Origin of the sequence: Rhizobium sp. T1470 (assembly GCF_042140505.1) — a bacterium.
Classification (GTDB): domain Bacteria; phylum Pseudomonadota; class Alphaproteobacteria; order Rhizobiales; family Rhizobiaceae; genus Rhizobium; species Rhizobium favelukesii.
In genome coordinates this window covers 775796-794478 of record NZ_CP148091.1, presented here as the reverse complement: position 1 = coordinate 794478, position 18683 = coordinate 775796, and the positions used below count along the sequence as shown (strand labels likewise).

18 protein-coding genes and 1 pseudogene are annotated in these 18683 nt (G+C 61.4%); 7 read left to right on the top strand and 12 right to left on the bottom strand.

The features are described from left to right. Nucleotides 1-5: 5 nt before the first annotated feature. Nucleotides 6-2456 carry a glycoside hydrolase family 2 protein gene (locus tag WGT02_RS03980; protein WP_208248973.1) on the top strand — a complete coding sequence of 817 codons (2451 nt, stop codon included), beginning with the start codon at nucleotides 6-8 and terminating at the stop codon, nucleotides 2454-2456. A gap of 118 nt (nucleotides 2457-2574) precedes the next feature. Here the strand turns inward: WGT02_RS03980 and WGT02_RS03975 are convergent, their stop codons facing one another. Next, on the bottom strand, nucleotides 2575-2967 hold the full coding sequence (locus WGT02_RS03975) for a PRC-barrel domain-containing protein (RefSeq protein WP_208248975.1): 393 nt from the start codon (nucleotides 2965-2967) through the stop codon (nucleotides 2575-2577). Between the two features lie 248 nt (nucleotides 2968-3215). Here WGT02_RS03975 and WGT02_RS03970 point away from each other — a divergent pair, with 248 nt between their 5' ends. Together WGT02_RS03970 and pgi are read left to right on the top strand one after the other, a co-directional pair. Further along, nucleotides 3216-4916, top strand: coding sequence for a long-chain fatty acid--CoA ligase (locus WGT02_RS03970; protein WP_208248977.1), 1701 nt, complete (start codon nucleotides 3216-3218; stop codon nucleotides 4914-4916). A 138-nt stretch (nucleotides 4917-5054) separates the two neighbouring features. Continuing rightward, on the top strand, nucleotides 5055-6680 hold the full coding sequence (gene pgi, locus WGT02_RS03965; protein ID WP_208248979.1) for a glucose-6-phosphate isomerase: 1626 nt from the start codon (nucleotides 5055-5057) through the stop codon (nucleotides 6678-6680). Between the two features lie 181 nt (nucleotides 6681-6861). Here pgi and WGT02_RS03960 read toward each other — a convergent pair whose 3' ends face one another. Beyond that, nucleotides 6862-7146: a BON domain-containing protein gene (locus tag WGT02_RS03960; RefSeq protein WP_024316717.1), complete on the bottom strand. Its 285-nt coding sequence runs from the start codon at nucleotides 7144-7146 to the stop codon at nucleotides 6862-6864. Nucleotides 7147-7415: 269 nt separating this feature from the next. On the opposite strand from WGT02_RS03960, the gene WGT02_RS03955 reads away from it, so the two are divergent. Beyond that, complete coding sequence (locus tag WGT02_RS03955) at nucleotides 7416-8216, top strand: alpha/beta fold hydrolase (protein ID WP_024316718.1); 801 nt, start codon at nucleotides 7416-7418, stop codon at nucleotides 8214-8216. Between the two features lie 6 nt (nucleotides 8217-8222). On the opposite strand, the gene WGT02_RS03950 is transcribed toward WGT02_RS03955, so the two are convergent. Next, entirely contained in the window at nucleotides 8223-9149 is a 927-nt protein-coding gene (locus WGT02_RS03950; RefSeq protein ID WP_024316719.1) for a carbohydrate kinase, read from the bottom strand. Between the two features lie 90 nt (nucleotides 9150-9239). Then, nucleotides 9240-9929 carry an orotate phosphoribosyltransferase gene (locus tag WGT02_RS03945; RefSeq protein WP_208248981.1) on the bottom strand — a complete coding sequence of 230 codons (690 nt, stop codon included), beginning with the start codon at nucleotides 9927-9929 and terminating at the stop codon, nucleotides 9240-9242. A gap of 240 nt (nucleotides 9930-10169) precedes the next feature. Between WGT02_RS03945 and WGT02_RS03940 the strand changes: the two genes are divergently transcribed. After that, a complete protein-coding gene (locus WGT02_RS03940) occupies nucleotides 10170-11441 on the top strand; it encodes an MgtC/SapB family protein (protein ID WP_024316721.1) in 1272 nt (423 codons plus the stop codon). A gap of 52 nt (nucleotides 11442-11493) precedes the next feature. Here the strand turns inward: WGT02_RS03940 and WGT02_RS03935 are convergent, their stop codons facing one another. Beyond that, nucleotides 11494-12144 (bottom strand): TetR/AcrR family transcriptional regulator, encoded by a 651-nt coding sequence (locus WGT02_RS03935; RefSeq protein ID WP_024316722.1) that lies wholly within the window; start codon nucleotides 12142-12144, stop codon nucleotides 11494-11496. A gap of 97 nt (nucleotides 12145-12241) precedes the next feature. Here WGT02_RS03935 and WGT02_RS03930 point away from each other — a divergent pair, with 97 nt between their 5' ends. Next, complete coding sequence (locus WGT02_RS03930) at nucleotides 12242-13069, top strand: NmrA family NAD(P)-binding protein (protein WP_208248984.1); 828 nt, start codon at nucleotides 12242-12244, stop codon at nucleotides 13067-13069. Continuing rightward, nucleotides 13069-13551, top strand: a complete 483-nt coding sequence (locus WGT02_RS03925) for a DUF1772 domain-containing protein (protein WP_208248986.1) — start codon at nucleotides 13069-13071, stop codon at nucleotides 13549-13551. Before WGT02_RS03930 ends, WGT02_RS03925 begins: the two co-directional genes overlap by 1 nt. Nucleotides 13552-13587: 36 nt before the next feature. On the opposite strand, the gene WGT02_RS03920 is transcribed toward WGT02_RS03925, so the two are convergent. From WGT02_RS03920 to WGT02_RS03890, 7 genes and pseudogenes are all read right to left on the bottom strand, one after another. Beyond that, nucleotides 13588-14124, bottom strand: coding sequence for a glyoxalase superfamily protein (locus WGT02_RS03920; RefSeq protein WP_208248989.1), 537 nt, complete (start codon nucleotides 14122-14124; stop codon nucleotides 13588-13590). A 188-nt stretch (nucleotides 14125-14312) separates the two neighbouring features. Then, a pseudogene (locus WGT02_RS03915) lies at nucleotides 14313-15494 on the bottom strand (GGDEF domain-containing protein). Between the two features lie 185 nt (nucleotides 15495-15679). Continuing rightward, nucleotides 15680-16720 (bottom strand): dihydroorotase, encoded by a 1041-nt coding sequence (gene pyrC, locus WGT02_RS03910; protein WP_024316726.1) that lies wholly within the window; start codon nucleotides 16718-16720, stop codon nucleotides 15680-15682. Nucleotides 16721-16811: 91 nt separating this feature from the next. Then, nucleotides 16812-16952, bottom strand: coding sequence for a DUF805 domain-containing protein (locus WGT02_RS03905; protein ID WP_231052196.1), 141 nt, complete (start codon nucleotides 16950-16952; stop codon nucleotides 16812-16814). Next, the gene (locus WGT02_RS03900; protein ID WP_375679083.1) at nucleotides 16936-17160 is read right to left on the bottom strand and encodes a DUF805 domain-containing protein; all 225 of its coding nucleotides are present in this window, start codon (nucleotides 17158-17160) and stop codon (nucleotides 16936-16938) included. The genes WGT02_RS03905 and WGT02_RS03900 overlap by 17 nt, the downstream gene beginning before the upstream one ends. 116 nt (nucleotides 17161-17276) lie before the next feature. Continuing rightward, nucleotides 17277-17903: a nucleoside triphosphate hydrolase gene (locus WGT02_RS03895; protein WP_208248991.1), complete on the bottom strand. Its 627-nt coding sequence runs from the start codon at nucleotides 17901-17903 to the stop codon at nucleotides 17277-17279. Continuing rightward, nucleotides 17900-18682 carry an ATP-binding cassette domain-containing protein gene (locus WGT02_RS03890; protein ID WP_024316728.1) on the bottom strand — a complete coding sequence of 261 codons (783 nt, stop codon included), beginning with the start codon at nucleotides 18680-18682 and terminating at the stop codon, nucleotides 17900-17902. The genes WGT02_RS03895 and WGT02_RS03890 overlap by 4 nt, the downstream gene beginning before the upstream one ends. Nucleotide 18683 lies beyond the last annotated feature (1 nt).

Here is an 18683-nt window from a genome sequence, read left to right as displayed (position 1 = left end):
TCCCCATGATCGAAAAGATCGAACTGAACCGGGGCTGGACTCTTATCTGCAACGTTGCAGGCCGACACGACCTGCCAACCGAAATTCCGGCCAAAGTGCCGGGCTGCGTGCATCTCGACCTTCTGGCCAACCGGCTGATCCCGGATCCTTATCTCGACGTCAACGAGATCACCAACGACTGGGTCGGGAAGCAAGACTGGAGTTACCGCTGCGTCTTCGATGCATCGCCGGACGCCGGAAAAGTCCGCGAGCTGGTGTTCGACGGTCTTGATACGGTCGCGACGATCGCGCTGAACGGCGAGGAACTCGGCCGCACCTCCAATATGCACCGCACCTATCGCTTCGATGTCTCGGAGCGGCTGAAACGAGGCTCGAACGAGCTCGTTGTGACCTTCCGCTCCGCCTATGCCTATGGCGCAGAGATGGAAGCGCATTACGGCTACCGGCCGAACAACTATCCCGGCCCCGGCAATCTGATGCGCAAGATGGCCTGCAACTTCGGCTGGGACTGGGGGCCGACGCTGGTGACGGCGGGTGTCTGGAAGCCTGTGCGGCTGGAAAGCTGGGACCAAGCGAGGCTCGCGGAGACGCGGGTTTCGACAACGCTGGCTGGCGGCGACGGGCGTGTGACGGTTCGCGCGCGCATCGAGCGGCAAGACGGCGTGGGTGCAAGGCTCGTCGCAAGCATTGCCGGCATCAGCCATGTTGCGGAGCTCGTGGAGGGATCGGACGAAGTCGAGTTCCAGCTGACCGTTCCTGCACCGCAGATCTGGTGGCCGCATCATCTTGGTGCGCAACCGCTCTATGCGCTGCGGATCGAATTGCGTGATAGCGTAAGCGATGACTTACTCGATGCCTACGTCAAGGAGATCGGCTTCCGCTCCGTCAGGCTCGATACCGCACCCGACGAGCACGGCTCCGCCTTCACTTTCGTTATCAACGATGTTCCGCTCTTCCTCTGCGGCGCCAATTGGATTCCGGACGACTGCTTTCCCTCTCGCGTCACGGCGGAGCGCTATGCATCCCGGATCGAGGAAGCCAAGAAGGCCAACGTCAATCTGCTGCGCGTCTGGGGCGGCGGCATCTTCGAACGCGACGAGTTCTACGAGGCCTGCGACCGCGCCGGCATGCTCGTCTGGCAGGATTTCCTTTTCGCCTGCGCCTCCTACCCCGAGGAAGAGCCGCTGCGCAGCGAGGTCGAGGCGGAGGTGCGCGACAACGTCGTGCGCCTGATGCCACACCCGTCGCTGATCGTCTGGAACGGCAACAACGAGAATATCTGGGGCTTCGACGAGTGGGGCTGGCGACCGATCATCAAGGAGGGCGAGAGCTGGGGGCTCGGCTATTATCTCGACATTCTGCCGAAGCTTTGCGCAGGGCTCGACCCCGATCGGCCGTACTATCCCGGTAGCCCCTATTCCGGCACGATGGAGATCGATCCCAATGCCGACGAGCATGGGTGCAAGCACATCTGGGACGTGTGGAACGATGTCGGCTACGAGGTCTATCGCAACTACATACCGCGCTTCTGCTCGGAGTTCGGCTGGCAGGCGCCGCCAAACTGGGCGACGATCGAGGAAAGTGTGCATGACGCGCCGCTCACGCCGACCTCGAATGGCGTCTTCCACCATCAGAAGGCGACCCAGGGCAACGACAAGCTGATCCGCGGCCTTGCCGGGCATCTTCCGGTCCCACAGACCATGGATGACTGGCACTTCGCCACGCAACTCAACCAGGCGCGCGCCATCCGTTTCGCGATCGAGCACATGCGCTCGCACCGCGCCGTCTGCAAGGGCGCCGTCGTCTGGCAGTTCAATGATTGCTGGCCGGTGACCTCCTGGGCGGCACTCGATTCGGCCGGACGCCGCAAGCCGCTCTGGTACGCCATGCAGCAGGCTTTCGACCCGCGGCTCCTCACGATCCAGCCACACGCCGGCGGACTGGCGGCCGTAGCCGTCAACGAGCGGACGCTGTTCTGGCGGGCGAAGATATCAGGCAATCGCCTGCGGCTGGACGGAACGGTGCTTGCCGAATTCGAGTTCTGGCGGCTGCTCTGCGACCGCTTCGAGGCAAAGGAATTTCCGCTACCGGCTGATATCGCAACGCCGGGCAATGCTGACAGCGAGGTCATCGTCGTGCAGATGCTCGACCGGCGTGCGTTCCACTATTTCGTGGAGGATGTCGACCTCAAGCTTCCGCAGCCGAAACTGTCGGTCGAGACGAGCCCCAGCGTGGGTGGTTATGCGGTGAAGGTAACAGCCGAAACGTTCCTGAAGGATCTCTGCCTGATGGCGGATCGTCTCGACCCGACTGCTGTCGTCGATTCCATGCTGGTGACGCTGCTGCCTGGCGAAAGCCACGTGTTCCAGCTGCAGACTGCAAACCCGCTGTCGGCGGGCGATATCACCATCGGCATTGTACTGCGGTCGGCCAACGATCTCGTCAACGCAAACTGAAAAGGCCCCGTCTGCGACGGGGCCCATCCAAGTCGTTTTACCACGCCCCGCGCCCAAAGAGTTCTTGTGGCGCAGCGCATGTACCCGCGATCAATGGACCGCGCGTATGCGGACGACGTTACATCCAGTAGGGTGGCACGCCATAATAGTCATAAACTCGGCGGCCACTATCGTTGTACCAGGTGTCGTCATCATCCGCATAGCTCGGCGCGCCTTCGATCTGCTCCTTGGTCAGGTCGATGCGGTAGCCGTCAAGCTGGGTATCGTAGGACAGCTTTTCCCACGGCAGCGGATAGTGATCGTGGCCGATGCCCATGAAGCCGCCGAACTCGAGCACGGCGTGGGCAACGCGGCCATCCTGCTTGCCGAGGATTAATCGTTCAATCGAGCCGATATGCTTGCCATCGGCGCCATATACGCGGGTGCCTTCCACGCGGTCGCTGGCAATCAACGTCGGCGTATCCTTCACATTCGGGTCACGGCGCGTGTTGTCGGCGTCCTGGTGCAGCATCGTGCACCTCCTTCTTGTTTCCTCGTGGTTGGTCCACGGTTTGACAACGCCGCCCTGAACTCAAGGTTCCCGATTCAATGAACCTCATCGTCGACACGGCAATATTGACGTTTACGTCAAGGTTAGTGTAACTCTAATCTCAGCTTGAACCATTCAGGCGATGACATAAGCTGCCGTGTTGGAAGATGGAGGATCGTCCAATCGGCTTGCCGGTGGGACCGGCCGGCAGCGAGAGGGAGAGAGACAAGATGAACAGCATTTCCGTCCATCCAGGCGGTGCGAAGCCCGAAAAACCCTGGCTTGCCACCTATCCTGACAGCGTGCCGGCGCAGCTTCCCCCGCTGGAATACCAATCATTGGCGGAACTGCTTGAGAAATCCTGCGCGCGCTATGCCAATCGCACCGCCTTCTCCAGCATGGGCAGGACGCTGACCTACGGCGAGCTTGAACACCAGACGCGCAAGATCGCGGCATGGCTTCAGGCCCTCGGCCTCGAGAAGGGCGACCGTGTCGCCGTCATGATGCCGAACGTGCTGCAGAACCCGGTCGCCGTCTACGGCATCCTGCGCGCCGGCTTTGTCGCGGTGAACGTCAATCCGCTCTACACGCCGCGCGAACTCGAACATCAGTTGCGGGACTCCGGCGCCAAGGCGATCTTCGTGCTGGAGAATTTCGCGCGCACGGTGGAGCGGGTGTTGGTCAAGACCGACGTGCGCCATGTCGTCGTCACCTCACTCGGCGAAATGCTGGGCGCCAAGGGTCTGATCGTCAATCTGCTCGTGCGCAAGGTGAAGAAGCTCGTTCCCTCCTGGTCCATCCCGCAGCATAAGACCTTCAAGCAGGTGCTGGGCGAAGGCGCGAGTAAGGCCCTGAAGCCCGCAGGCCTCAAGGGTGACGATATCGCCTTCCTGCAATACACTGGTGGCACGACGGGCATCGCCAAGGGCGCGGTGCTCACGCACAAGAATCTGCTGTCCAACAAGCTGCAGCTTGAACTCTGGCTGCAATCGGCCTTTGACGGGAAGCCGCGCCCCGAGGTGCTGAATTTCCTCTGCGCGTTGCCGCTCTACCATATCTTCGCGCTGACAGTGAATTCGCTGATGGGCATGTCGCTCGGCGCCCACAACATCCTCGTCGCCAACCCACGCGATATTCCGGCGCTGGTCAAGGAGTTCGGGAAGGTCAAGGTCCACATATTCCCCGGCCTCAACACGCTCTTCAACGCGTTGATGAACAATGCCGATTTCGCCAAGGTCGACTTCTCCTCCATGGTGATGTCGCTTGGCGGCGGTATGGCGGTACAGCGGCCGGTTGCGGAGCGCTGGCTGAAGATCACCGGCTCGCATATTACCGAAGGCTATGGTCTCTCTGAGACATCGCCGGTGGCAACGGCAAACCGCTTCGATTCGGCGGAGTTCACCGGCTCGATCGGGCTGCCGATCCCGTCCACCGAACTTGATATTCGCGACGAGGACGGCAACTCGCTGCCGCTTGGCGACATAGGAGAGATCTGCATCCGCGGTCCGCAGGTGATGGCCCGCTACTGGAACAAGCCGGAGGAGACGGCGCGGGTGATGACGCCGGACGGCTATTTCCGCACCGGCGACATGGGCTTCATGGATGCGCGCGGCTACACCAAGATCGTCGACCGCAAGAAGGACATGATCCTCGTGTCGGGCTTCAACGTCTATCCGAACGAGATCGAGGAAGTGGCGGCAATGCATCCAGGCATTCTCGAAGCGGCAGCCGTCGGCATTGCCGACGGCCATTCCGGCGAGGCGGTCAAGCTCTTCGTGGTGCGCAAGGATCCGGCATTGACGGAGGCGGACGTGAAGGCCCATTGCGCAGCAAACCTCACCAACTACAAGCGGCCGCGCTTCGTGGAATTCCGCACCGAACTGCCGAAGACGCCGGTCGGAAAGATCCTGCGCAAGGATCTGCGCGGCTGATTTTGACGGTTGCGTGAAATTACGGGCCATCCGCCGCCGCGGGTGGCTTTTTTGCGCTTCGACACGTCGCCGAACTTGATTTGCGCCCTACAAAGCGAATAGTTTCCGCGACCCTCTCGCCCTGAAAAGGAGCCTCCCATGAATGCCATCGTCGAACAATTGAAGAGCACGGCGACCGCCTCCAAGGCAACGGATCTGCGCGCCGCCTTCGTCGCCGACCCGCAGCGTTTCTCGCGCTTCAGCGTGTCACTCGACGACCTGTTGATGGACTATTCCAAGACGTCCGTGAACGACGATATCCTGGCCCTGCTGGTCAAGCTCGCCGAAACGGGCGGCGTCGAAGCCAAGCGTGACGAGATGTTCTCCGGCAAGGCGATCAACTTCACGGAAAGCCGCGCCGTCCTGCACACCGCGCTGCGCAACCGCTCCAATACGCCCGTTATCGTCGATGGCAAGGATGTCATGCCTGACGTCAATGCCGTGCTTGCCGCCATGGGCAAGTTTGCCGACGGAATCCGTTCGGGCAGCCTGAAGGGGGCGACCGGCAAGGCGATCACCGACGTCATCAACATTGGCATCGGCGGTTCCGACCTCGGCCCCGTCATGGCGACGCTGGCGTTGGCGCCTTTCCATGATGGCCCCCGCGCGCACTTCGTTTCCAACATCGACGGCGCCCATATCGCCGACACGCTGAAGCTCGTTCAGCCTGAAACGACGCTTTTCATCGTCGCCTCCAAGACATTCACGACCGTGGAAACGATGACCAACGCGCAGACGGCGCGCAAGTTCATTGCCGACGCGCTCGGCGAGGCGGCCGTCCAGCATCATTTCGCTGCCGTTTCGACGGCACTCGACAAGGTCGCCGCCTTCGGCATCGGGAGCGAACGCGTCTTCGGCTTCTGGGATTGGGTCGGCGGCCGCTACTCGATCTGGTCGGCGATCGGCCTGCCGCTGATGATCGCTGTCGGGCCGGAAAATTTCGGCAAGTTCCTCGACGGCGCGCATGCTGTCGACAATCACTTCCGTCAGGCGCCGATTGCCAAGAACCTGCCCATGCTGCTCGGTCTGATCGGCTTCTATCATCGCACCGTGCTCGGCTATTCGACCCGCGCGATCCTGCCCTACGACCAGCGCCTGTCGCGCTTCCCGGCCTACCTGCAGCAGCTTGACATGGAATCGAACGGCAAGGGCGTGACGGTCGACGGTACGCCGGTCGAGGGCAATTCCGGCCCGGTCGTCTGGGGCGAGCCAGGCACCAACGGCCAGCACGCCTTCTACCAGCTGATCCACCAGGGCACCAGCGTCATCCCGGCCGAGTTCATGATCGCGGCAAACGCTTTCGAGCCAAATCTGCGCCACCAGCACCAGCTTCTGATGGCAAATGTGCTCGCCCAGTCCGAGGCGCTTATGAAAGGCCGCACCTTCGAGGAAGCGAAGAAGCAGCTGACCGATAAGGGCATGGACGACAAGAAGGCGGACTTCATCGCGCCGCACCGCGTCTTCACAGGCAACCGTCCGTCGATCACCTTTGTTTACGATAAGCTGACGCCCTATGCGCTTGGCCGCCTGATCGCTCTCTACGAACACCGCGTCTTTGTTGAAGGCGTGCTCTTCCGCATCAACTCTTTCGACCAATGGGGCGTCGAGCTCGGCAAGGAACTGGCGACCGGCCTGCTGCCCGTCGTGGAAGGTAAGGAAAGCCCTTCCGGCCACGATTCCTCGACGCAGGGGCTCGTTGCCGCGCTGGCGAAGCTCACCAAGTAACAGCGACCGACATCGAGTGCTCCCGCGGCTCGCGCAGCGGGACACTCTCATGCGCACGAGCCGCTTCGGCCAACCTCGATCGTGGCTGTGGATGAGGCTCCCTGGCCGCTTCGCGCCGACAACGGCCCCGACGGCAATCGGCCTCGAGGCCGAAAGCAAGGAACGCAGTCTCGACCGCCCTCTAGCTCGGCCGCTTCGGGAAGCCGCGGCATATCAGCCGATTGTGAACATGTTCCGACCCGACGATTGAGGCGGCAACATCCACCGCAAGTTCGTCATCGCCGCGACATCGGACGAACCCTTCAAGCACGACGAAGTCGCCAAGCATTGAAACAATGATCTGCGTGCTATCGAACTCCGATGCCACCTCCAGCGCACATTTGACTGCAGCCTTGGTTGCCGCCGAGCAATGTCCCGCTTCGACGCTGCCGAGTGACCAGCCTTGACCGTCCAACCGTAGAATCATTTTCTCCTCCAACGTTAAACGTCGAACCTACGGATATGAATATTAGCCGTCTATTAAGTATGACATGCCAGGGTGTCTTCCTGGCCACAGCCCTCTCCTGCCCCATGCGGGCATAGAATCTCTTCGGTTGGGGGCGGGCGAATGCCGGAGATCAGAAGGCTGCTCAGCCCAAAAGCAGCAGCGCCGATCATTGCGACCAATTTTTTTATTGGCAGTGTCGAAATTCGACCTCACAACGCGTTCTTAGTATACGCTTCAGGAGAGGTTGAATGTACGTGACGGACGACGAACTTGTAGATTTCGACGCACATGGCGCGGCACCGTTAGCAAAACCCAAGGATGAAGGCTTCGTCGAGAACGACGGGGCTCGCATCTGGTACGCGACCTACGGTTCCGGCCCCGCCGTCATGCTGCTGCATGGCGGGCTCGGCAATGCCAGGAACTGGGGTTATCAGGTGCCGGCATTGGTCGCTTCGGGCCGGCAGGCGGTCGTCATCGACAGCCGCGGGCACGGCCGCAGCACCCGCGACGACCGGCCGTTCCACTATGCTCAGATGGCCGAAGACGTGCTCGCCGTCATGGATCATTTGGACCTCGCAAGGACCGCCCTCGTCGGCTGGAGCGACGGCGCCTGCACGGCGCTGATACTTGCCGACAGGCGGCCGGACCGTGTCTCCGGTGTCTTCTTCTTTGCCTGCAACATGGATCCGAGCGGCACGCTGGAGTTCCGGCCGACGCCGGTCATCGATCGTTGCTTCAGCCGCCACAGGAAAGACTACCAGGCACTGTCGGCCACACCCGACGCCTTCGATAGCTTCGTGACCGATGTGTCGCAGATGATGCAGACCGAGCCGAACTACACGGCTGCTGACCTTGCCGGCATCAAGGTGCCGGTGGCGGTCGTTCTCGGAGAGAATGACGAATTCATCAAGCGCGAGCACGCCGACTATCTTGCGCGCAGCATTCCCGATGCCGAACTGATCCTCATTCCAGACGTAAGCCATTTCGCGCCGCTGCAGCGACCTGAGCACTTCAACCGCGAAGTGCTCAGCTTCCTCGACCGGCTATAGCCTGTCTCAGATGCCGATTTCTTTCGCCCAAGGTGGATTGGCGCCGGCGCGCGAGACCGTAACGGCAGCGGCCTTCGCACCGAGCGAGAGGGCGTTGTGCAGGGCTTTCTCGCTGAGCGAGGCGACCTTCACCTTGGTCAGCAGATCGCCGATCTTCAGAGAAGCAAGTACGCCGGCATCGAAGGTGTCGCCCGCGCCGACCGTATCGACGACGGTGACGCGCTGGCTCGGCACGGTGACCTTGCGCTCCTTGGTGTAACCGGAAGCGCCTTCCGCACCCTTGGTGATGACGACGAGCTTGGCGCCCTGCTGCAGCCAGTAGGCGGCCAGATCGTCGTGGCTGCCTTCGAGGCCAAACCAATCCAGATCCTCATCTGAGAACTTCAGGATATCCGACTTGGACGCCATGCGCTTGATACGCGCCATGTGGACTTCCTTGTTCTTGATGAAGCCGGGGCGAATGTTGGGGTCCAGCGAAATGACGCGCTTATCGCATTCGCGGTCGAGCAGCGCCTCGTAGGTTTCGCCGCAAGGGCTCGGGATGAGGCTGATCGCGCCGAAATGCAGCGCTTCGCAATCGTCGCCGAGGACAGGCAGATCGTCGGTGGTGATCATGCGGCCGGCCGTGCCTTCGTCGTAGAAGGCGTAGGTTGCCTGGCCGTTGACCAGCTTGACGAAAGCGACCGTGGACGGGCGCGGCGTGATGGCGCAGAGGCCGAAATCGACGTTGCTCGCCTTCAGCGTATCGCGCAAAATCTCGCCCATCATGTCATCGGCGAGGCCGGTGAAGAAAGCCGTCGGAATTCCGAGGCGGCCGAGCGCGATCGCCGTGTTGAAGATTGCACCGCCGGCATAAGGGGCAAAGCCCTTCTCGCCGAGAGTCGTCTCCCGCGGCAACATATCAATCAGCGCTTCACCACAGCACAAAATCATTCCGGCCTCCCATGCATTACGATCCATCGGTATTCAAATCGATTAGATAATTTCGTGGCAAAAGCAAAGCACCGCGACGCAATTCTTCATTCAAAGTGATGAAATGCCCCCGTTGCGTCCCGACCAGGCAAGCGGCGCATCAAGGAAGGCTTCCACTTCGCTCAACGTGTTCTCGTCGAACAGCTTTAGAGCCTTTGCGACCGCCAGCACATCGCGCCAAGTCGCGATGTAGTGCAGCTTCACCTTGCCATCGGCAAAGCGCAGCGCGCCTTCGTCGAAAATGCCGTAGTAAAAGAGCGCTATGCCGTGATCGACCACGCCGCCGGCAGCGCGAACGGCATCGATGAACTTGAACATGCTGCCGCCGGCGGTCGTCAGGTCCTCGATGACAAGCACGCGCGAGCCTTCCGGCATATTGCCTTCAATCTGCGCATTGCGGCCGTGACCCTTCGGCTGCTTGCGGACATAGATCATCGGCAGGCTGAGGCGATCGGCGAGCAATGCCGCAAAGGGAATGCCTGCTGTCTCGCCGCCGGCCACGCAATCGAACTGCTCGAAACCGGCCTCGCGCAACACGACGCTGGCGGCAAAATCCATGACGGTCGAGCGGACGCGCGGGAAGGACAGCAGCTTGCGGCAATCGATGTAGACGGGGCTCGCCATACCGGAGGCGAACTTGTAAGGCTGCGCCGCGTTGAAGTGCACCGCCTTGATCTCCCAGAGCATCTTCGCCACGAGTTCCGCCATGACTGCGCGGTCGGTGAATGTCGTCTGGATCATCGCTCTCTCCTTTGGTCAAATTTATGGGCCAATAGCAGCAAGCGCGGCAAGTTTCCAGAACAGCGAGTGGTTCCATACCGAGAATGACGGCAAAAACGCCTTGATGATCGAGGAAGATAGGGTGCCCCCCGCTCAAGAAACGCTGACGAAAGCCATGTTCGCGGCACGCAGATCCGCAATGCATCAATTCTTTCAGATATTTGCGCTTGCGCACCCGCGCGGCGGCGATATCGTCATGCGATGGACCATATCGAAGTTTTCCAGCGCCTCGGCGTCGCACTTGCCATCGGCCTGCTCGTCGGCGTCGAGCGAGGTTGGCAGGAGCGTGATATTCGCGCGGGAGGCAGGACTGCGGGTATCCGCACTTTCGGCCTGACCGGCTTTCTCGGCGGAATAGCCGGAACACTTCAGTCCATGACCGGTCCCCTTCTGCCGGCGACAATCGCTGTGCTTCTGGGTCTCGTCTACATTGCCGGCAAGTGGCAGGAGACGAAGGAGAACGAAGACTACAGCATCACATCGGTCGTGGCCGCCCTTGTGGTGTTCGGGCTCGGCGTTCTGGCTGCCGTCGGCGACATTGTTACTGCGGCCGCCGGCGGCGTCGCAACGACAGCAATTCTTGCAGCCCGCCACAGCCTGCATGGCTTTCTTAGAGGGTTGACCTGGGTTGAACTCCGCTCCGCCCTTATGCTGCTTGCAATGACCGTGATCGCGCTGCCGCTGCTGCCAGACGGGGCGCTCGATCCCTGGGACGCGCTCAATCCCCACTCGCTCTGGCTGCTGACGATCACCATCGCAGCTTTGTCCTTCGCCGGCTATGCCGCGATTCGATTGATGGGCACGGGCCGTGGCGTTCTGCTGGCGGGGGCCGCGGGCGGACTTGTCTCGTCGACCGCCTTGACACTCTCCTTCGCCCGCTATTCGGCGGAAGCCCCCGAGGGCGCACGGCACCTTGCGGCCGGGGCAGGCATTGCCGGCGCCCTCTCCTTCGCGCGTGTTCTCGTCATCGCCAGCGCGCTCTCCTTCGCCATGCTGATGCCGCTCGCTTCCGCGCTCGTCCCGGCGATCATCGGTTTCCTGGCGGCCGGCCTGTTTTCGGTGTGGCGTTCCAAGACAGCGACTGAGGCACCGGAGATCGATCTAAAAAACCCCTTCGAGCTCAGAACCGTCATCTCCTTTGCGTTGCTGCTCGGCCTCATCAGCCTCGTCTCGAAGATGGCGATCGATTATGTCGGGCCATCCGCGCTCTTCGTCGTGGCTGCGATCTCCGGCCTCGTCGACGTCGATGCCATCACGCTTTCCACCGCACGCCTCGTCGGCTCGACGATCGACGTGACGACGGCAGCCGATGTCATCCTGATCGCCGTCGCGGTCAACACGGTGACGAAGGTGGTGCTTGCCTTCACCGCGGGGCGCCGGGAGTACGCGATGGCACTCGGTGAGGCATCGGCGGCGGCAGTCGTGCTCGGAGCCGTCGGGTATTTTGCGATGCGCAGCTTTCTGCCGACCTGAGCCGATTGCGCCAACGCGACCAAATCCACACGGGAATGAATCGCTGTAGCGACTACGACAGCCGGGCGATAGCGGTGGGCAGCATCCGCTGGTAAAGCGCAATCGCGGCCCGTCCGTCCACATCATCCAGCGAAATCGCGTAACGAACGGCCGCTGCAAGAAGCTGCATAGTAAGCCTGGCGATGGCAAGCAGCTCGGCCTTGCGCCGCTCCGGCTCCAGCTTTGCAAGAACGGAAAACAACGCCTGAGCGTGAAACTCCATGTCGTCGGCATCGATCTCCTGCAGCAGCCGATCGGCCTGGGTGGCGACCCATATGTCACGCATCACGGGCTCCTGACGGAAGAAGTCGTAATATTGGTCGGCAATGTTGCAAAGCGCCTGCCGTAGTGTTGCGGCATCCGTCACCGTTGCAAGCTCGGCCTTGACGCAAGCCCTGCCCTGCCCGTTGAAGCGTTCGGCAAGCGTGCGGATGATCGAGCTTTTGTCCGGGAAATACTGGTAGAGCGCACCAAAGGATAGCTCAGCCTTTTCAACGATCTCGCTCATTTTCAGCGCATCGCTGCCATTCTTCTCGATCAGCGCCAGCGCCACCGACAGGATCTTTTCGAAGCGCTCCCGGCCGCGCTTCTGCTGCGGAATCCGGCGCGGCTGGCCGGTCGGTTCCGGCTGTCTTCTACGTCTGACGGCAACCTCTTCGCCCATTCCATCCTCCGTTTTTCACTTGACGAACAAAATAAGAGAGTTTATCTCATTTTGCAAATGAGAGACTTTCTCGTATTTAGATCGGAGGAGTGGTCCCATGCAGAATTCCGAAATCGTCCTCATCGGCGGCTCAGGCAAGACAGGCGGCCGCATCGCAGACCGGCTGGCGAAGAGAGGTCTTGGCTTCCGCGTTGCCTCGCGCTCCAGTGCTCGCCCATTCGATTGGGAGAAGCGGGCGGACTGGGCAGCAACCCTTACCGGCGCAAAGCGCGCCTACGTGAGCTTCCAGCCCGACCTTGCCGTCTCCTGGGCAGCTGATGCGATCGGTGTGCTCGCCCGCACCGCCATCGACTGCGGTCTCACCCATATCGTCCTGTTATCGGGCCGCGGCGAGGAAGGCGCGCAACACGCCGAGGAAGCGCTCAAGGCGTCCGGCATCGGCTACACCATCCTGCGGGCATCATGGTTCTGCCAGAATTTCAGCGAAGGCGCCTTTGCCGAGCAGGTCGCTGCAGGCAAACTGGCTCTTCCAACAGGTGTTGTGAAGGAGCCTTTCATCCATGCCGACGACATCGCCGATGCGGCCGTTGCGGCGTTGACCGATGCCAGCCATGTTGACAAGACCTACGAACTGACCGGCCCGCGCGCGCTGACCTTTTGCGAAGCGGTCGCCGAGATCGCGGAAGCATGCGGCAGGGATATCGCCTATCAGCAGATATCCATGGCAGAGTTCAAAGAGGGACTTGCTGCCGCCGGGCTGCCGAAAGGCATGATCGACCTGCTCGAAGAGCTCTTCACGCAGGTGCTCGATGGCAGAAATTCCGGGGTTGCGAATGGAGTCGCAGAAATTCTCGGCCGCCCCGCCAAGGATTTCGGTGACTATGCACGCGAAGCTGCTGCCAATGGGACATGGAGGGTAGGATAATGACGCTTGTACTCAGTATCGCTTTGGCGGCCGCTGCGATCGGCAGCGGCCTGGTTGCTGGCATCTTCTTTGCGTTCTCGACCTTTATCATGACGTCGTTCGCCCGCATTCCCACTGAGCAAGGCATAGCGGCGATGAACTCCATCAATGTCACGATCGTGCGCTCGCCCTTCATGCTGCTTTTCGTACCGACCGTGGTCCTGTGCCTCGTGATCGCTGCCTTCGCGTTCTTCAACTGGCGCGGTGGCGTCAGCGTCTGGATGCTGGCCGGAGCAGTGCTTTACGTGTTTGCATCGTTCCTCTCGACGATCGTCTTCAACGTGCCGATGAACGACGCGCTGATGAAAGCCAGCGGCAGCGGCGCCGAGGCCACCGCGCTCTGGACGGCCTATCTCAAGGATTGGACATGGTGGAACCATGTGAGGACGATCGCCTCACTGCTCGCCTCAATCGCCTTCGTGCGCGCCTTGATGCTCGTGTGAAATAAGGCGGGAGGGGATACCTCCCGCCTGGCGGCATTACGTCCGTTCGCAGAAGGTGAGCCGGTTGTTGAAGGGGTCGATGACCTCCATTTCGAGGCCCCAAGGCACCTCCTGCAGGCCTGGCTTCATGTAGCGATATTGCTTGGCCGAGAGCTCGGACTGCAAGGCACGAACGCCCGTGACGGGCACGAAGGCGCGAGCGCCGGGGCTGGCATCGCCGGAATGTTCGCTGAGATGCAGGATCATGCCGCTTCTCGACACCTGGCAGTAGAGCGGGAAATGATCGCCGAAGCGGTGCTCCCAATCCAGCGCGAAGCCGAGAAAGCCACAATAGAACTCCTTCGCCTTGGCGACGTCGAAGATGCGGAAAATCGGGATCGGCGGCTGAATGGCAATCGCGGGCGTTGCCGCTTCCTGCTCTTCAAGCTTGGCCGAGAGGATATTCCACTGCTCGAACCCGAACTGGCGGGCAACGATCTCCAGGGTTTCGCTATGGGTGAAGTCTATGTCGCGGGCAGCCAGAGCCTGCCGCAGAGCTTTCGCCATCAGCTTGGCGTCGCGAAAATCGCGCATGGTTCATTCTTTCCGTTGGCGGCAAACAGGATGATCAGTGCCCGCGATTGCTGACCCGTTCGCCATCAATCGCCAAACGGCAAGGATGTGAAGGATGTATCTGGATGCATTCACCATCGCGCTTTCGCGCCGCGGGGCGGCTGGCCGCATCCGGCCGACGGCGACAATAGGCGAGCTGAGGTTTCCGATCAAGAGCCGGTGCGAGCCGCACCCGCCGGCACGGCATGGAGATGGCTTGCGAGTTCGATCCGGTTCCGGCCCGCGCGCTTGGCCGCGTAGAGCGCCTTGTCGGCCGCACTCAGCATGGCGTCGAAATCCATCGGTGTGGAGCGCCCCGGCGCGACACCGACACTGACCGTGCATGCGAGGGTTTCATCGTCGAGGTAGATCTCGCGGCCGGCAAAGGCCTTGCGAATGCGCTCGGCCACCGTTTCGGCGCGGCCCGGCATGATCTCCTTCAGAACCAGCGCAAACTCCTCGCCGCCAAGGCGCGCGGCGGTATCGCCGGTTCGGCAGTTCGCCGCGAGCTCGGCGGCGAAAACCTTCAGCACACGGTCGCCCCCAGCATGCCCGAAGGTGTCGTTGATGGACTTGAAGTGGTCGAGATCGAAGATCAGCACCGCGGTGGCCGGTCCCATCAGCCCCTGTCCGTAGCAATCGAAAAGCGCGCGACGGTTCACGAGCCCGGTCAGCGGATCCGTCATGGCATCCAAGCGGTGCCGTGCAGCGAGCCGCCACTGGTGAAGCGCCAGCGACAGGGCGCCGATGCCGGTCATGCTGGCGATACAGATTGCAAGGCTGAGATCCTCGGCCCAATTGCTCGGAGCAACGCCCAGCACCATTTTTCCATCGGCGATCAGGACGGCGGCACACAGGACGAAGGAGATCGCCGTCAGGCAATACAGGGCGGTAATTCCGGTCAGGGGGGCGCCGGCGCCACTGACCGCGCCCGCCAATACTGATAGGCGGTAGCGAAGAGCATAGCAGCGATCGCCGCGTTGTCGGCCATAAATGCGAGCCCGTCATAACCGATCAGCAGCGGTGGTATGGAAACGACCATTGCCGCGAGGGCGCAGGCGACGACGGCAACACGCGGCAGCCTGCCGGTACGGAACTGATAGCCGGCCCCCCAGACGGTTGCAAAGCCCGCGTGCGTAGAGTACGAACGAGACAACACCAAACGCCACAACCAGATTGTCGACATACAGACCATACGCAACGATGCCGCTGACGATAAAGACGAGCCCCAGCGTGCAGCTCAATAGGAAAGTCTCGGAGCGGCGCGCAAACCAGCTGCCCAGCAGCGTCACGGCAAGGCACGTGGCCGAGACTGCAAGCGCCATCAAAAGGGAATTGTAATCAAGCGTCATGCTTCAAAAATCGCGACGGCTGCCGCGTCCCTCATTCGTGCGAAGCCTACGGGTTTGCTATGACGAATGTCTTACTTATTTCGTTAAAAAATCATGCATTTAAATCAGTATCATTACGCGAATAGCATAGCTGCGCCGCCCTCGAAGAAGAGGCGAGTAAAAATTGCGTGAATGGTAGACGATCCTTAGCGATCAACGTCCCAGTAAAGCGGGAACATTGGATCGAAAACGGTAACAAGGCCGGCGCCGGTTTCAACTTTCGCCGGAAACCTGACGGGTTCGTCGCGCTTGACCAGCGTTATTCTTTCTTCGTTGACCGGCAGGCCATACCAAGCAGGTCCGTTCAGCGATGCGAAGGCCTCGAGCCTGTCGAGCCCATTTTCCTGTTCGAAGACGTGCGCAAGGCAGCTCATCGTATTGATCGAGGTGTAGATGCCGGCGCAGCCGCAGGCGCATTCCTTCAATGGGTCGACGTGCGGGGCTGAATCCGTGCCGAGAAAGAAGCGCAGATCGCCGCTCGTTGCGGCGGCACGGAGGGCGAGGCGGTGGTTCTCGCGCTTGGCGACCGGCAGGCAGTAGTAGTGCGGGCGGATGCCGCCAACGAGGATGGCGTTGCGATTGATGATCAGGTGGTGCGTCGTGATCGAGCCTGCGAGATTGCTCTTCGCGGACTTGATGTAGTCGATGCCGTCCTTGGTGGTGACGTGCTCCATCGTTACCTTGAGTTCAGGCAGACGCTTGCGGAGCGGATCGAGCACGGTTTCGATGAACACAGCCTCGCGGTCGAAAATGTCGACCTCTGGCGCAGTCACCTCGCCGTGGACGCAAAGCGGCAGGCCGATCTTTGCCATACGCTCCAGCACCGGCATCGCCTTTTCGATATCGCGCACGCCGCCGTGGGAGTTGGTGGTGGCGCCGGCCGGGTAGAGCTTGACCGCCGTGATCAGCCCGCTCGTCTTGCCCGCCTCGACGTCATCGGGATTCGTATGCTCCGTCAGGTAGAGCGTCATCAGCGGCTGGAACTTGTCGCCCTTCGGCAGCGCCGCCATGATGCGGCCGCGATAGGCCTCCGCATCGGCAGTTGTAACCACCGGCGGTACCAGGTTCGGCATGATGATCGCGCGGGCGAAGTCGCGGCTCGTATCGCCGATCACGCCTTCCAACATGGCCCCGTCACGCAGGTGCAGGTGCCAATCATCGGGGCGACGGATGGTGATCGATTGCATGCGCTGAAACTCCGCGGGCTGGCCTATAAGGTTCAGCCCTGCGCATTATCACCCCGATGCGCTGCATGGCAAACACTTTGCCGGCGGTTTTTCAGGCAGGCGCGCCGTATTCGTTGGAGCCGGGCGTGCCGCGGCCGAGATACCAGACGAGCAGGACGATCCAGCCCACCAGCGGAATGATGCCAACCAGAAGCCACCAACCAGAACGGCCGATATCATGGAGACGGCGCACCGCCACGCCGAGGCCGGGAAGCAGCATGGGCAAGGCCGTAGATGGCGCCAAGTATTTCGTAGCCGAAGAGGAACTTGTCGATGACGGCCAGGATCAGGGAGGCGATGACGTTGAAGGGTGCAAACCACCAGAATTCCGGTCGGCCGGCGCGGCCGCTGACGACGGCGTATTTCGAGAAGACTGACAAGACGGCGTCCATAAAGCTCATGCGCGCTCCCTCCATACCGCACAGGTTTGCTTTAGAGCAAAAGTTGCATGAAGGTGAACCTGCAACGATGCCATCGGGAGCCGCAAGTCCTGCGCTCCAGCCCGAAGGCGGGCTGATCAGGCTATGTCGAGCGTCACATCCGCGCGGCGGCGATTGCCGAGAATTAGCCGGCCATTGGGCAGATCATTGCCGTAGACCTTGGCGTTCGCTTCTTCCTCACTCAGCTTGTAGCCGCGCCAGCGCGCCCACAGCCGTTCCTCGAGCACCTCGATCGGCGGCGCCAGCATGACCGAGTAGTCGAAGATGTCTTCGAGTTCGGCCCACTTGCCCTGGCTGAAAAGCAGGTAGTTTCCCTCGACGATGATAAAGCGATGCTCCGGCGAGACGACGCGCGCCGAGGCGATGGCAATCTCGCGGGACCGGTCGAAGACAGGGATCAATACTTCCTGGTCGGCCGGACGCACGGCCCGGATAATATCGAGAAAGCCGCGGACATCGAACGTTTCCGGAATACCCTTGCGGGCCAGCAGGCCGCGTTCGATCAGAATGGCATTGTCCATATGGAAGCCATCCATCGGCAGGACTTCCGCGGTTTGGCCATTCGCTCTCAGCGCCTCGGCGAGATTGTCCGCCATGGTGGATTTGCCGGCACCGGGCGGACCGGCAATGGCGATCAGGAAACGCTTGGTGTCGCCGGCGCGGCCGATGACCTCGCCGGCGATGTCTTCGATGGTGATGCTCATGCGGCGACCGGCTCCGTCGGTACGGACTTGGCGCCGGTCATGAAGGCCACGGCATCGGACATCGTGTATTCCTTCGGATTGATCACCGTCAGACGGCGGCCAAGCCGATGAATATGGATGCGGTCGGCGACCTCGAAAACATGCGGCATGTTGTGTGAGATCAGCACGATCGGCAGGCCGCGCGACCGCACGTCGAGGATCAGTTCCAGGACCTTGCGGCTTTCCTTGACGCCGAGCGCAGCCGTCGGCTCGTCCATGATGACGACCTTGGAGCCGAAGGCAGCGGCACGCGCCACCGCCACGCCCTGGCGCTGACCGCCCGAAAGCGTTTCGACGGCCTGGTTGATGTTCTGGATGGTCATCAGGCCGAGTTCGGTGAGCTTGTCGCGGGCCCGCTTTTCCATCGCCGGACGGTCGAGCATGCGGAACCATTTGCCGAGCACGCCCGGCTTCCTGATCTCGCGACCAAGGAACATGTTGTCGGCAATCGACAGCGCCGGGGAAAGCGCGAGGTTCTGATAGACGGTCTCGATGCCCGCTTCGCGCGCCTCCATCGGAGACTTGAAGTGGACCTGCTTTCCCTCCAGCGTGATCTCGCCCTCATCGGGGGTGACCGCGCCTGAGATCGCCTTGATCAGCGACGACTTGCCAGCACCGTTATCGCCGATCACCGCAAGGATTTCGCCGGGGTAGAGGTCGAAGTCGGCGTTGTCGAGCGCGGTGACGCGTCCATAGCGCTTGACGAGGCCCCGAGCCGAAAGAATGGGTTCGTTTGCCATG

Bases quoted from the DNA above. Each gene is read 5' to 3' on its own strand.
- WGT02_RS03980 (WP_208248973.1), top strand. From the start codon at position 6: ATGATCGAAAAGATCGAACTGAACCGGGGCTGGACTCTTATCTGCAAC.
- WGT02_RS03975 (WP_208248975.1), bottom strand. From the start codon at position 2,967: ATGCTGCACCAGGACGCCGACAACACGCGCCGTGACCCGAATGTGAAG.
- WGT02_RS03970 (WP_208248977.1), top strand. From the start codon at position 3,216: ATGAACAGCATTTCCGTCCATCCAGGCGGTGCGAAGCCCGAAAAACCC.
- pgi (WP_208248979.1), top strand. From the start codon at position 5,055: ATGAATGCCATCGTCGAACAATTGAAGAGCACGGCGACCGCCTCCAAG.
- WGT02_RS03960 (WP_024316717.1), bottom strand. From the start codon at position 7,146: ATGATTCTACGGTTGGACGGTCAAGGCTGGTCACTCGGCAGCGTCGAA.
- WGT02_RS03955 (WP_024316718.1), top strand. From the start codon at position 7,416: ATGTACGTGACGGACGACGAACTTGTAGATTTCGACGCACATGGCGCG.
- WGT02_RS03950 (WP_024316719.1), bottom strand. From the start codon at position 9,149: ATGATTTTGTGCTGTGGTGAAGCGCTGATTGATATGTTGCCGCGGGAG.
- WGT02_RS03945 (WP_208248981.1), bottom strand. From the start codon at position 9,929: ATGATCCAGACGACATTCACCGACCGCGCAGTCATGGCGGAACTCGTG.
- WGT02_RS03940 (WP_024316721.1), top strand. From the start codon at position 10,170: ATGGACCATATCGAAGTTTTCCAGCGCCTCGGCGTCGCACTTGCCATC.
- WGT02_RS03935 (WP_024316722.1), bottom strand. From the start codon at position 12,144: ATGGGCGAAGAGGTTGCCGTCAGACGTAGAAGACAGCCGGAACCGACC.
- WGT02_RS03930 (WP_208248984.1), top strand. From the start codon at position 12,242: ATGCAGAATTCCGAAATCGTCCTCATCGGCGGCTCAGGCAAGACAGGC.
- WGT02_RS03925 (WP_208248986.1), top strand. From the start codon at position 13,069: ATGACGCTTGTACTCAGTATCGCTTTGGCGGCCGCTGCGATCGGCAGC.
- WGT02_RS03920 (WP_208248989.1), bottom strand. From the start codon at position 14,124: ATGCGCGATTTTCGCGACGCCAAGCTGATGGCGAAAGCTCTGCGGCAG.
- pyrC (WP_024316726.1), bottom strand. From the start codon at position 16,720: ATGCAATCGATCACCATCCGTCGCCCCGATGATTGGCACCTGCACCTG.
- WGT02_RS03900 (WP_375679083.1), bottom strand. From the start codon at position 17,160: ATGAGCTTTATGGACGCCGTCTTGTCAGTCTTCTCGAAATACGCCGTC.
- WGT02_RS03895 (WP_208248991.1), bottom strand. From the start codon at position 17,903: ATGAGCATCACCATCGAAGACATCGCCGGCGAGGTCATCGGCCGCGCC.
- WGT02_RS03890 (WP_024316728.1), bottom strand. From the start codon at position 18,682: ATGGCAAACGAACCCATTCTTTCGGCTCGGGGCCTCGTCAAGCGCTAT.